This window comes from Glycomyces sp. NPDC049804, from assembly GCF_040674615.1.
Taxonomy (GTDB): Bacteria; Actinomycetota; Actinomycetes; order Mycobacteriales; family Micromonosporaceae; genus Glycomyces; species Glycomyces niveus.
Map to the genome: position 1 here is coordinate 284,314 of NZ_JBFAMQ010000007.1, position 13,387 is coordinate 297,700.

Genomic DNA, 13,387 nt, shown 5'->3' on the forward strand with positions numbered 1-13,387 from the left:
CAGAAAGCCGCCATGACCACCGATTCCGTGAGCACAGTCGCCGAACCCAAGCTCCAGCGCCCGCCGGCCGAGCGCCGCTACGCCGTCGAGCTCGCCAAGCTCGCCGCCGAAGACGACTCGCCCCGCCCGCCCGGCTGGGCCCTGAGCCTCCAGGCCGCCCGCACGTTCATCGTGGGCGACGACTCGCGCGGCATCGCGCGCAAGTTCGTGGGCGACCCCTCGCTCATCGACCGCGCGCTCGTCACGCTCGCGACCAACCGCGGGCTCATGCTCGTGGGCGAGCCCGGCACCGCGAAGTCGCTGCTGTCCGAGCTCATCGCGGCCGCCGTCTCCGGCGACTCGACCCTCACCATCCAGGGCGGCGCGTCCACCACCGAGGACCAGATCGCCTACTCCTGGAACTACTCCCTGCTCGTCTCGGAGGGGCCGACGCAGCGCGCGCTCGTGCCCGCGCCGCTCCTGCAGGGCATGGCCGAAGGCCGCGTGGTGCGGTTCGAGGAGATCACCCGCTGCCCGCTCGAGGTCCAGGACTCGCTGCTGTCTCCCCTGTCCGACCGCGTGCTCGCCATCCCCGAGCTCGAAGGCGACTCGATGGTGTTCGCCCGCGAGGGGTTCAACATCATCGCCACCGCCAACACCCGCGACCGCGGCGTCAACGAGATGAGCGCCGCCCTCAAGCGCCGCTTCAACTTCGAGACGGTCTTCCCGATCGCCGACTTCAAGACCGAACTCGACCTCGTCGAAGCCGAGGCCTCGGCCGCCCTGGCCCGCTCCGGCGTGCCCGCGCCGCCCTCGCGCGACGTGCTCGAAGTGCTCGTGCGGGTCTTCCGCGACCTGCGCACCGGCGACGCGAACTCGGGCCGCCCGCAGGCGGTCATGTCGACCGCCGAGGCCGTCTCGGTCGCGCACGCCGTGGGCATCAAGGCCTGGTACCTGCGCGGCGGCACCGCCGTGGCCGGGGACATCGTGGACTGCATGGCCGGGGCCGCGGCCAAGGACAACGCCGAGGACCTGGCGCGCCTGCGCCGCTACCTCGAGCAGAAGGCCCCCAAACGCAAAGGCCCGCACTGGGAGTCGCTCTACCAGGCGCGGAACCTGCTGCCCGGATGATCGACCGCCTCCACGTCCAGGGCGTGCGGCACCACTCGCCCGCCTGCGCCCGCCTCGTCGCCCGGCGCATCGAGGAGCTGCGGCCCGCCGCGGTCCTCATCGAAGGGCCCGCGGACTTCAACGACCGCCTCGCCGAGCTCGCCCTCGAACACGAACTGCCCGTGGCGATCTACTCGTACGCGAGCGCCGACCTCGCGGTGCGCCGCACGTGGGCGCCGATGTGCGACTACTCGCCCGAGTGGGTCGCGCTCACCGAGGGCCGCCGGGCCGGGGCGGCGGTGCGCTTCATCGACCTCCCCGCCTGGCACGGCGCCTTCGCCGGCGTCGAGAACCGCTACTCGGACGCCGAGCGGCGCTACACCGACGCCACGGACCGGCTCTGCCGCGCCTTCGCCGTCGACAACGTGGACGCCCTGTGGGACCACCTCGTCGAGGTCGCCGAGCCCGAGGGCCTCGCCGAACGACTCGACCACTACTTCGACCTGGTGCGCGGCGAAGCCGACGCGGACGGGCCCGACGCGGCGCGCGAAGCCTATATGGCCCAATGGATCCGCGCGACCCTCGCTGAGACCGAGGGGCCGGTGCTCGTCGTCTGCGGCGGCTTCCACGCCCCCGCGCTGCGCCGCCTCGCCGCCGAAGGCGACACCGCGACCCCGGTGCTCCCCGAACCGCCGGAAGGCACCGAGACCGGCGGCTACCTCGTGCCCTACTCCTTCAAGCGCCTCGACGCGTTCGCCGGGTACCAGTCGGGCATGCCGTCCCCCGAGTACTACCAGCGCCTGTGGGAGGCCGGGCCGGAGGAGGCGGCGGCAACGCTCGTGCAGCGCATCACCACGCGGCTGCGCGAGCGGGGCCTCCACGTCTCCACTTCGGACCTCATCGGGGCGCGGAGCCTCACCGACGGGCTCGCGCGCCTGCGCGGCCACGCCCGGCCCGGCCGCACCGACCTCCTCGACGGCCTCGCCAGCGCCCTCATCAGCGACGACCTCGAGCAGCCGCTGCCCTGGACGCGGCGTGGCCTGCTCACGGCCGGAACGCATCCGGTCGTGGTCGAGATGACCGCCGCCCTCACCGGCGAGCGCGTCGGCCGCCTCCACCCCGACACGCCCCGTCCGCCGCTCGTGGACGACGCCGTCGCCGAGATGGCCCGGCTCGGCCTCGACGGCGACGGCCCGATCCGGCTCGACCTCGCCAAGCCGGCACACCTCGAGCGCAGCCGCGTGCTGCACTGCATGCGGCTGCTGCGTCTCCCCGGCGTGCGCCGCGAGTCGGGCCCTTCCGCGGGCGCCGACGTGACCGCCGAGGAGCAGTGGACGCTCGATTCGGGCGCCGACCGGCTCCCGGTGCTCATCGAGTCCGGGGCGCTCGGCGCGACGCTGGGCGACGCCGCCCAGACCGTCCTGGAGCAGCGGGCCGGCGCCGAGCGGGCGCTGGACGCCTTGGCCGCCATGCTCTTCGACGCCGCGCTGTGCGGCCGCGCGCACCTCACCGACCGCCTCGGCACCGCCGTTCAGTCCGCAGTGGACGACAGCGGCGACCTCGGCGAGGTCGGCCCCGCGCTCGCCACCGTGCTCGCCCTGTGGCGCCACGACCACCTCTTCGGCACCGCCGGCAGCGACCTCTACGCCGCCGTCGTCACCGCGGCCGCGAATCGCGTCCTGTGGCTCGCCGAAGGCCTGCACGCCGGGCCGGGCCCGGCCGACCAGGGCCGTCTGCGCGCCATGCGCGCGCTGCGCGACGCCGTCCGGCACGCGCCTTCGCTCACGCCGCCCGCGGCCTCCGTGGCCGCTGCGGCGCAGCGGATCGCGGTCGACGGCCAGGCCCCGCCGGATCTGCGCGGCGCGGCCCTCGGCCTCGCCTGGGCGCTCGGCGCGCCCGCGAACGCCGCCGAAGCCGCGGCGGGCGCTGCCGATCCCGACCGGCTCGGCGACTGGCTCTCGGGCCTGTTCGCCCTGGCCCGCGAAGAAGTGCTCGCCGAAGAGCAGGGCGTCGTGTCCGCAGTGGACGAACTCATCGGCGACCTCACCGAGGACGAGTTCCTGATCGCCCTGCCCGCGCTGCGGCAGGCGTTCGCGATGTTCCCGCCGCGCGAGCGCGGCCTCATCGCCGAACGCCTCGTGGCGGCCCGAGGCGGCGGCGACGCCCGCGGCCTCACCAAGCGCCTCGACGTCAACCCGGTCGTCATGGCGGCGGCGATGGCGCTCGAAGCCCGCGTCGAGGCCGCCCTCGCCCGGGAAGACCTCGTATTCGGAGGGGAGTCCTGATGGAGGACCAGCACAACGGTGCTCAGCAGAACGGCGCCCAGCACAGCGGTGCCGACCTCGAACGCTGGCGGCTCGTCCTCGGCCCCGCCGCCGAGAACTCCCTCGGCGGCCTCGGCGAGTCCAACGCCGCTCGCGACGCCGCCCTCGACTGGCTCTACAGCCGCGACGACGACCTCGGCAAGCGCGGCGTGCGCCGCGGCGGCGCCCGCACCGACGGCCCGCGCGGCGCGGACGACTCGCCCTCCCAGCTCACCACTGTGGACTGGCTCGACGGCATCCACCGGCTCTTCCCCAAGGAGACCATCGAGCGGCTCGAACGCGACGCGGTCGAGCGCTACGAGATCCACGACGTGCTCACCAACCCCGACGTGCTCGAGCGCATCGAGCCCAGCCCGTCGCTCCTCAAGGCCGTCCTGCGCACCAAGCACCTCATGAACCCGCAGGTGCTCGCCGCCGCCCGCCGCATCGTCGAAGAGGTCGTCGAACGCCTGGTCGAGAAGCTCTCCGTGCAGGTGCGCACCGTCTTCACCGGCAGCCGCACCCGCAAACCCAGCTGGCACCGGCGCTCGCGCGACTTCGACCTCAAGCGCACGCTCCGCGCCAACCTCAAGCACTACCAGCCCGAGGACCGCCGCGTCGCCATCGAGCGCCCGCAGTTCCACTCGCGCACCTCGAAACGGCTCGAGCAGTGGCAGCTCGTGCTCCTGGTCGACCAGTCCGGGTCCATGACCGGCTCGGTGATCCACTCGGCGGTCACCGCCGCCTGTCTCCACGCCCTGCCCGGCCTCAAGACCCACCTCATCGCCTTCGACACGGCCGTCGTCGACATGACCTCCGATGTGGACGACCCCGTCGAACTGCTCATGAAGGTCCAGCTCGGCGGCGGCACCGACATCGCCCGAGCCGTCGAATACGGGGCCGGGCTCATCGAGAACCCCCGCCGCTCCATCGTCGCCCTCATCAGCGACTTCTACGAAGGCGGCAGCGAGGCCCGCCTCGTCCACCTCGTCAAGCAGCTGTGCGAGCAGGGCACACAGGTCCTCGGCCTCGCCGCCCTCGACGAGGACGCCAACCCGATCTACGACCGCACCATGGCCGCCCGCCTCGCGGACGTGGGCGCCCACGTCGGCGCCATGACCCCCTCCCACCTGGTCGAATTCGTTGCGGAAAGGCTCGGCACGTGACCGTGGAACCCAGGCACGACCTCCTCGCCCTCACCCCAGACGCCCTTGCGGCCCTTGCCAACCGGGGCCTCGTCAAACGCGCCGCCAAAGACCTCGACGCCGGGACCGTCCCCACCGTCGCCCTCGCGGACGACGGCACCCTCACCGCCGTCTTCCCCGACGGCGCCGAGACCGCGCTCCCCGCCGCCGGCGGCCTCGAAGCCTCCACCTGCACCTGCGGCGCCGCCGGCAAATGCCGCCACCGCATCGGCGCCGTCCTCGCCTACCAGCGCGCCCAGGACACGCCCGAAGCCGCGCCCGCCACTGCGCCTCCTCAAGCCGAACCCCTCGCCACCCCCGCCGCCATCACCGACGAGGAACTGCGCGAGGTCCTCGGCCACCACGCCCTCAAAGCCGCCGAGCAGACCCGCCGCGCCGGGTACACCGCCCGCCTCACCTGGCCCGGCCCCGATCGGCCCGCCGCCGCCGAACTCCCCGCCGCCAACGTCAGCTTCCTCGTGCCCGGCCTCGGCTACGTCCACACCGACGCCACCGGTCCCGCCCGCGACGCCGCGATCGTCCTCGCCGTCTGGGCGTTCCGCGAGGCGGACCAAGACGCCACGACCGTGAGCGTCGGCGGTGGGAACGCCGCGGACGGCCTCGACGAAGCGCTCACCCTCGCCGAGAGGGTCCTCCTCGACGGCGCCACCGGCGCCGACGGCGTCCTCCGCGCCGCCCTCCAACGTGAGTCGAAGGCCCTCACCCGCCGCCGCGCCCACTGGCCCGCAGGCGCGGTCGACGACCTCGTCGACCAGCTCGAACGCTACGAGGACCGCTCCGCCTCCTACGACCCGCAGCGCCTCGCCGCGCTCCTCGCCGAACTCCCCGCCCGCGCCCGCGCCGCCCGATACGTCGAAGGCACCCCGGCCGCGCAGATCCTCGGCAGCGAAGAAGCCGACGCCACCCCGCTCACCCTCGTGCGCCTCACCGCCCTCGGCGCCCGCGTCGGCGCTGAAGGCGAGACCCGCACCCTCGAGATCTACCTCGCCCAGCCCGAGACCGGCATGGTCCTCGCCGTCCAGCGCGGCTGGCCCGTCCCCGAGGACGGCACCCTCACCGGCGCCGACCTCGCCTCCCGCCGCCTCGCCGGATGCAAGATCGGGGCGCTGGCCTCGGGCAACACCGTCACCGAGGCCGCGTCCCGCACGGCCGCCCGCGCGCTCAAGCTCGGCACCGGCCGCCTCGCCAAGACCCAGGTCCTGCCGCTCGGCCTGGCCTGGAACGACCTCCCCGAATCGCTGCGCGCCACGAACCTCGACGCCCTCGCCGACGAGCTCGCGGCCCGCCCGCCCGCGCTCGTGCGCCCCCGCGTCACCGCCGAGTCCCTGCGCGTCGTCGCCGTCGAAGAGACCCGCCTCCTCGGCTACGACCCCGCCTCGCAGTGCCTCGCCGCGGAGATCCTCGCCCCGAAGGGCGGCGCCGCCGTCCTTCGGGTCCCGCACCGCGCCGCCGCGCCCGGCGCGCTCGAAGCCGCCGAGAAGGCACTGCTCAAAGGCGTCACGGCCGTCGCCGGTCACGTCCACCGCCACCGCGGCGAGCTCATCGTCGAACCGACCGCCCTGCTCACCGAGGACGGCCCGGTCGTCCCCGACTTCGCCCCCGGCGACGACACCGCCGAGCTCGCCGCCGCCGACGCGGCGGCCGAAACCGACCCGGTGTCCGCCGCGATCGACGGCGCCCTCATCGCCTGCGCCGATCTCGCGCACCAGGGCCTGCGCAGCGCCCGCGAACCGTCCCGCCGCCGCGTCGAGGCCGCCGCCGCCGAACTGCAGCGGGTCGGACTCCAAAGGGCCGCAACTGATTTCGCGCACCTGTCCACATCGTTGGCCGCCGAGGACGACCCCGCGAAATGCGCCGCCTGGACTGCCGCCGCTGTCCGAATACTGGTCACCGCTGAGCTACACTGATGACCTGGGTCACCCCCAGTCTTCTTCAGCCACTCGTATCTCAGCCGGAGCCATCCGTTCGGCGTTCGCAGAGTCGGCGATCATCATCGAAGCAATGAGGCTTGACCAATGATCGACCTGCAAGACCCGATCTTCGTCGCCCACGAGGGCGGCAAACTGCGCACCTCCACCACCGTCCCCCTCGACAGCCGCGAGGACCTCTCGGTCGCGTACACGCCGGGCGTGGCCCGCGTCTGCGAGGCCATCGCCGCGGACGAGTCCCTGGCGCGGACCCACACCTGGCGCTCCAACGTGGTCGCCGTCGTCACCGACGGCACCGCCGTCCTCGGGCTCGGCGACATCGGCCCGGCCGCCTCACTGCCGGTCATGGAGGGCAAGGCCGCCCTCTTCCGCCAGTTCGCCGACGTCGACGCCGTCCCGATCTGCCTCGACACCAAGGACCCCGACGCGATCGTGGCCACCGTCGCGGCCATCGCGCCGTCCTTCGGCGGCATCAACCTGGAGGACATCGCCGCCCCGCGCTGCTTCGAGATCGAGGACCGCCTCAAAGCCCTCCTCGACATCCCGGTCTTCCACGACGACCAGCACGGCACCGCCGTCGTCGTCCTCGCCGCGCTCACCAACGCGATGCGCCTGCAGGACCGCCGCGCCGAAGACCTCACCGTCGCCGTCGTCGGCGCCGGGGCCGCGGGCGTCGCCATCACCAAGATCCTCAGCGAGGCCGGGGTCGGCGACCTCATCGTCTGCGACTCGACCGGCGTCATCCACGAAGGCCGTGAGCGCCTCAACCCCGTCAAGGCCCGGCTCGCCGCGTCCACGAACCGCTCCGGCCGCAGCGGCGGCGTCACCGAAGCGCTCAAGGGCGCGGACGTCCTCGTCGGCGTCTCCGGCGGCTCGATCCCCGAATCAGCCCTGGAGGGCATGGCCGCCGACTCGATCGTGTTCGCGCTCGCGAACCCGACCCCCGAGGTCGACCCGGAGGCCGCCGCGAAGCGCGCCGCGATCGTCGCCACCGGCCGCAGCGACTACCCGAACCAGATCAACAACGTGCTCGCGTTCCCGGGCATCTTCCGCGGCGCGCTCGACGCCGGCGCCCCGCAGATCACCGAGGCGATGAAACTCGCCGCGGCCCGCGCCATCGCCGACATCGCCGCCGACGACCTCGCCGCCGACCGCATCGTCCCGTCCCCGCTCGACCCCCGCGTCGCCCCCGCAGTGGCCGCCGCGGTCCAGGCCGCCGCCTGACGAAACCGAAACGGGCGGCCCGGCGTTTCGCCGGGCCGCCCTTTCGTGTTGCGAGGCAACCACGCACCGCTCCGAAATGGGATACTCCCAAGACGGGGCGACCACCGTGCTGCCCAGCCGAGAGGACCCCCGGTGACCCAGCCCCTCGAACCCGACCAGCGCAAGCCCGTCAAAGACGACAGCCTCTTCACCCGCGTCTCCACCGCCATGCTCGCCGTCGTCGCCGTCCCCATGCTCCTGCCCGCCGCCGAACCCTGGTTCCAAGGCAACCTCTACCTGCGCATCGCCGTCGTCTTCGTCCTCGTCCTGCCCTTCGTCTTCCTCAGCACCCGACGCGCGATCCGCCGCCGCGGACGCCCCGAGGACCCCGCCGACGAGACCCGCCTCCGCACCGCCGCCGACCGCCTCGCCACCGCCGTGCGCGACCAGTGGTTCAGCGAGGCCACCAACCTCAAGCTCAACCGCCCCAAGGACCTCATCGACCTCGACTGGGACACCGCCGCCGGCCGCCGCGCCCCCAGGAGCCGCCGCGACCGCACCCTCACCCAGCTCCCCGGTCTCTTCGACGACCTCGCCGCGCACGGCTCGCCCCGGCTCGTCGTCCTCGGCGGCCCCGAGAGCGGCAAGAGCGCCTCCCTCGTCTACCTCACCCTCCGCCTCCTCAAGACCCGCGGCCCCGCCGCCAAACGCGTCCCCGTCTTCTTCACACTCGCCGACTGGAACACCCCCGACAGCTTCGAGGACTGGCTCATCGACCGCCTCACCGACCAGCACCCCTGGCTCACCGCCGAGGACTACGGCCCCGAACTCCCCGCCCTCCTCGTCCGCGGCGGGCACATCCTCCCCGTCCTCGACTCGTTCGACGAGATCAGCGTCAAGACCGCCGACGGCGACACCGGCGACACTTCCCTCGAGATGCGCACGCACCTCATCGCCTCGATCAACGAGAGCGCCCTCGAACTGCCCGGGCTCGTCCTCTCCTCCCGCACCGCCGAGTACACCGAGGCCGAACGGCACGGCGGCCCCCTCGACGACGCCGCCGTCGTCGAACTCCAGCCGCTCACCAGGAAACAGGTCCGCGCCTACCTCCAGCGCGTCATCCTCGAATCCGCCCACGACGAATGGCGGCCCGTCCTCAACGGCCTCCGCGACCTCCCGTTCCGCCCCGGAAACCCGGCGCTCCTCGCGCTCACCTCACCGCTCGTCCTCACCCTCGCCATCGAGATCTGGGCGACGACCGACCTGCGCCCGGCCCACCTCGCCGACCGCCGCCGCTTCCCCGACGCCGCCGCCCTCACCGCCTTCGTCCTCCGCGAATTCGCGCCGACCCGCTTCAAACGCCACCCCAGCAAGAACGAACGCAAGCAAGGCCGGCTCCCGCGAGACGAAGCCATGCGCTCACTCCAGTACCTCGCCGCGCACACCCGCAATGGCGACACCTGGGACGCCATCCGCTGGTGGGAACTATCCATGCTCGCCCGCACCCCGACCCGGATCGCCGCCGGCGCCATCGGCTTCGTCCTCACCCTCGCCGCCGTCGGCCTCGGCGGCCGCATCGCCTTCGAACAGGCCGGACTCGGCCCCCGCGACGCCTGGCTCACCGGCGGCCTCCTCGGCCTCGTCGGCGCCTGCCTCCTCGGCTACTTCTGCTACCGCAACCGGCCGCCGCTCCCCGCCGAGACCCAGGTCCACACCGACGGCAAGCAGCTCATGATCGCCGTCCGAAGCGGCATACCCATCTTCCTGTTCGCCACCGTCGCAGGCGTCCTCATGTTCGGCGCCGAACGCGGCCCCCTCATCGGATTCGGCTTCGCCCTCCCCATCGGCGCCATGTACGCCCTCGTCACCCCCGACCCCGCCGCCCGCGCCACCAACCCGCGCCTGCTGCTGCGCCGCGACCTGCGCGTCGGCTACGTCTTCGGGACCGCCTACGCCATCCCCGCCTTCGTCGTCGGGTACGTCACCACCGACGGGATCTGGCTGAGCGCCGCCTTCGCCGTCGCCTGCGCCCTCGCGGGAGCGCTGCTCTACGGCGCGCAATGGGCGCTCGCACTGCGCGGCGGCAAAGCCGGGGCCGTCGCGTTCGTCCACCTCGCGCTGGCGATCCTCGTCCTCGCGCCCAAGCGCCGTCTGCCCTGGAAGACCATGCACTTCCTGGAGGAGGTCCACAAGTGCGGCATCCTGCGGCGGCAGGCGGGCGGCACCTACGAGTTCCGCCACGCCAACATCGCAGCCGCCATCGCCGCGCGGGGCGAGCAGGCGATCGAGCGCTAGGTGTATTGCCCTGTGAGGTTGTGGACGCGGGTGGCGGGGGTCTGGCCTTTCAGCGCGGTGTGTCCGCGGTGGTGGTTATACCAGTGCAGGAATGCCGGGAGGGCTTCGCGTCGTTCGCGTTCTGATCGGTAGGGGCGGGCGTAGGCCCATTCGTCGGCCAGGGTGCGGTGGAAGCGTTCGACTTTCCCGTTGGTCTGGGGCCGGTAGGGCCGGGTCCGCTTGTGTTTGATGCCGTTGTCGTGCAGCAGGTCTCGCCAGGGTGCGAGCGGTAGGGCGCGCCGTTGTCGGTCAGGACGCGTTCGACGCGGACGCCGATGCTCGCGAAATGGTCCAGGGCCCGCGTCATGAACGCGACCGCGGTCTCCTTGGTTTCGTCTCCCAGGATCTCGGTGTAGGCGATCCGGGAGTGGTCGTCGAGGGCGGTGTGGAGGTAGGCGTAGCCGAACTTCGCGCCTTTGCTGGTGCTGTTGTTGGCGATCGGGGCTGCTTCGGTGCGGATACGGCGCCCGGCCGAGCGGCCGAGCGCTCGGTGGCCACCGCCGTCGGGGATGTTCCCGAGTTTCTTGACATCGACATGGACCAGCTCGCCGGGGGCTGCGCGCTCGTAACGGCGGATCGGATCGCCGGTGGCGCGGTCGAGGTGCGCCAGTCGAGGTAGCCGATAGCGGACCTGTACCCGGTGCACGGTTGCGGGGTTCAAGCCGAGGAGGTAGGCGATGCGGGCCGGGCCCCAGCGGCGCAGGACGCGGACTTTGATGATGCGCCGCTCGGTCCGGGTCGGGGTCCGGCGGGGGCTGGCGTGCGGGCGTGAGGACCGGTCGGTCATGCCTGCTTCGCCGTTTCGGCGGTAACGGTCGGCCCAACGCCATGCCGTGGTCGGGGAGACCTGGAAGCGTTCGGCGGCGCGGCGCAGGGGCCAGCCGTCTTCGACCACGCATCGGGCCAGGCGCAGTCTGCCAGTCGGGGTCAAGGGGGCGTTAGAGTGGGCCATCGAGGGCCTTTCCGGGTCGGCGTGTCTTGTAGCGATGCACACCGAACCAGAAGGCCCTCGCCCCGTCTCAGCCCGTCTCAGCCATTGCGGTGTTCACAACCTCCCAGGACAGAACACCTAGCGCCAGGTCCCGGTGTCGAACCGGAACGAACGGATGCGCTGGCGCACATCGAGATCCGCGGTCTCGACGCCGAGCGCCCGCAGGTAGGCCGCGGAGCGCTCGAGGCCGCGCGGCACCCGCGTGCCCTCGTGCGGGAACGGCAGGACACGCGCCGCTTCCGGTACGCCGGGCCTCTCGCGCAGCGACCGCAGCTTCAGGTCGGCGCGGTCGCGCCACAGGGCCGCCCAACCGCCTTGCGGGCGAACGATCTCGGCCTCGGGCAGGCCGAGATGCTCGGCCCAAAGGCGGCGGCGCAGCCCTGCGGCCAGCTCCCGGACGGCCGGCTCGTCCCCGCCTTCGAAGTCCGCGATCGACAGGTTGACCTCGGTCGCGCGCACCAGATCCGGCGCCTCGGGCCCGAACGCCCCGGTCGCCCGGCCCGCCCACCGCATCGGCAGCGAGGCCCGCCGCCGGTGATCCGAGTCCTGTATGGAGAGGCCGTCGAGGTTCGCGGAGCCGACGGTCAACCACGTGTCGTCGACGATGGCGACCTTCGAGTGGATGTGGGTCCGGATGATCGAGCGCCCCTGGTGGCTCCAGGCGGTGTAGACGCCGACGCGGTTCGCCGCGCCCGCTTCGAGGACGCCCGTCCACAGCCGCTCCAGCGCCTCGGCCTGCCAGAGGGGGTAGCCGGGGATGTCGGGGCGGCTGTTGAGGAGCGCGATCACCTGCAGCCGTCCACTGCGGCGCAGGGCGGCGACGAGTTCGTCCCCGATCGCATTCGAGGTGAGGTACTGGTTCTCGAGGTAGACGAAGTCCTCGGCCTCGGCCAGGGCCGCGCGGTAGGACTCGAGAATGCCGGTCTCGCCTTGCGGCAACCCCGCGAAGCGGCCGCCGTGCAGCGTGCGGGTGACCTGCACGGGGACCGGACCGGAGACCTCGTCGGGCTTGCGCTCGGGCAGGTCGGCGGGGCCGCAGTGGTCCCAGTGGAGCCGGAAGACCGCGTCGAGGTCGGCGGCGGCCGGGCCGGTGACGCGCGCGGAGACGTCGTGGTTCGGGGCGAGCACCGAACTGCGCCAGCGCAGGTGACCACGGCGGGGGTCGTCCACAGTGTGGTCCGGGCCGTCGAAATACTCCTGGGCGAAGATCGAGCCGATCGAGTGCACGAGCGCGTCGTCGATGACGAAGAGCTTCGCGTGGACCGGCGCGGCCTGCGGGGTACTGAAGCGCCGCAGTCGGATGCGTCCGGTGTCGTCGTGGCGGGCGAAGTACCGTTCGACGCCGCGGACGGTGTTGGCGGGGGACCAGCCGGGGCGCACGTCGTTGAGCAGGATGTCGACGTGGACGCCGCGGCGGGCGGCCGTGAGCAGGACCTCCTCGATGCGGACGCTGCCGGGTGCGCCCGGGCGGCCCTCGACTTCCTCGCCGAAGCCCATGCGCACGTGGGGCAGGTCGAGCATGAACAGCATGCAGCGCACGGAGGTCTGCGCGCCCGCGAGGTCCGCAGCGAGGCGTCCCCAGGCGGCCTCGTTGTCGACCAGGAACTCGACGCGGTTCCCGCGGGTCGGGCGCGGCCCCGGGCCGACTGCGGCGGTCATGCCGCCGCCTGGGCCTTCGGAGCGGCCCAGAGCCCTCGGCAGCGCCAGGCGATGAACGAGGCCAGGCTCGCGGCCGCGATGCCGCCCGCGAGGTCGGCCAGATAGTGCTGGTGCACGAAGACCGTCGAGACCACGATCAGCGCGCACCATGCGGTGAACAACATCCCGGCGCGGCCGCCGTAGCGGAGCCAGTGAATCGCGAAGACCGTCGAGAACCCGGTGTGGAGGCTCGGGAAGGCGTTGTAGGGCTCGTCGTTGCCGTACACGAGCCGCAGGCCGTCCCACAGCAGGCCGGTGCCGAGCTCGTCGGGCCGGGCGACGTGCGTCTGGGCGGTGAAGTAGACCGTGTAGGCGATGAGGAGCAGGATCACCGCCGCGAGGAGCGTGCTCAGCAGCAGGTCGGCGGCGCGCAGCGCGAACACGAGGAAGGTGACCGCCGCGAGCGCGAACACTGAGAGGTAGGGGATGACGAACGCGGGCACGAGCGGGATGCGCTCGTCGATCGGCGTGCGGAGCACCATGTCCTCGGGACCGTGGTTGAGCGGGCCGTAGCAGGCGGACAGGCCGGCGAGGGCGGCCACGAGGACGAGCAGGACGGCGACTTCGCGCCTGCTCCGGACGGGGTGTGCGGTCATCCGTTCAGCTTGGCACAGCCGCGCCCGGTCCGCCATCCGC

General features: G+C 72.9%; 8 protein-coding genes and 1 pseudogene. 6 read left to right on the top strand and 3 right to left on the bottom strand.

The window, feature by feature from the left end; all coding sequences use genetic code 11:
- Window positions 1-12 precede the first annotated feature (12 nt).
- From AB0K52_RS14235 to AB0K52_RS14260, 6 genes are all read left to right on the top strand, one after another.
- Complete coding sequence (locus AB0K52_RS14235) at window positions 13-1,110, top strand: AAA family ATPase (RefSeq protein WP_363531237.1); 1,098 nt, start codon at window positions 13-15, stop codon at window positions 1,108-1,110.
- Window positions 1,107-3,374 carry a DUF5682 family protein gene (locus tag AB0K52_RS14240; RefSeq protein ID WP_363531240.1) on the top strand — a complete coding sequence of 756 codons (2,268 nt, stop codon included), beginning with the start codon at window positions 1,107-1,109 and terminating at the stop codon, window positions 3,372-3,374. The genes AB0K52_RS14235 and AB0K52_RS14240 overlap by 4 nt, the downstream gene beginning before the upstream one ends.
- Entirely contained in the window at window positions 3,374-4,558 is a 1,185-nt protein-coding gene (locus AB0K52_RS14245) for a VWA domain-containing protein (RefSeq protein ID WP_363531243.1), read from the top strand. Before AB0K52_RS14240 ends, AB0K52_RS14245 begins: the two co-directional genes overlap by 1 nt.
- Window positions 4,555-6,504 (top strand): hypothetical protein, encoded by a 1,950-nt coding sequence (locus tag AB0K52_RS14250; protein WP_363531246.1) that lies wholly within the window; start codon window positions 4,555-4,557, stop codon window positions 6,502-6,504. The genes AB0K52_RS14245 and AB0K52_RS14250 overlap by 4 nt, the downstream gene beginning before the upstream one ends.
- A 108-nt stretch (window positions 6,505-6,612) precedes the next feature.
- Window positions 6,613-7,749, top strand: a complete 1,137-nt coding sequence (locus AB0K52_RS14255) for a malic enzyme-like NAD(P)-binding protein (RefSeq protein WP_363531249.1) — start codon at window positions 6,613-6,615, stop codon at window positions 7,747-7,749.
- Window positions 7,750-7,881: 132 nt separating this feature from the next.
- Window positions 7,882-10,023: a hypothetical protein gene (locus AB0K52_RS14260; protein ID WP_363531252.1), complete on the top strand. Its 2,142-nt coding sequence runs from the start codon at window positions 7,882-7,884 to the stop codon at window positions 10,021-10,023.
- Here the strand turns inward: AB0K52_RS14260 and AB0K52_RS14265 are convergent.
- The 3 genes and pseudogenes from AB0K52_RS14265 to AB0K52_RS14275 all read right to left on the bottom strand — a co-directional run bounded on the left by AB0K52_RS14265 (window position 10,020) and on the right by AB0K52_RS14275 (window position 13,347).
- Window positions 10,020-11,014 (bottom strand): annotated as a pseudogene (locus tag AB0K52_RS14265) (IS481 family transposase). The gene AB0K52_RS14260 and the pseudogene AB0K52_RS14265 overlap by 4 nt on opposite strands.
- Window positions 11,015-11,131: 117 nt before the next feature.
- On the bottom strand, window positions 11,132-12,712 hold the full coding sequence (locus AB0K52_RS14270; protein WP_363531255.1) for a phospholipase D-like domain-containing protein: 1,581 nt from the start codon (window positions 12,710-12,712) through the stop codon (window positions 11,132-11,134).
- Window positions 12,709-13,347 carry a phosphatase PAP2 family protein gene (locus AB0K52_RS14275; protein ID WP_363531258.1) on the bottom strand — a complete coding sequence of 213 codons (639 nt, stop codon included), beginning with the start codon at window positions 13,345-13,347 and terminating at the stop codon, window positions 12,709-12,711. The genes AB0K52_RS14270 and AB0K52_RS14275 overlap by 4 nt, the downstream gene beginning before the upstream one ends.
- Between the last annotated feature and the right edge of the window lie 40 nt (window positions 13,348-13,387).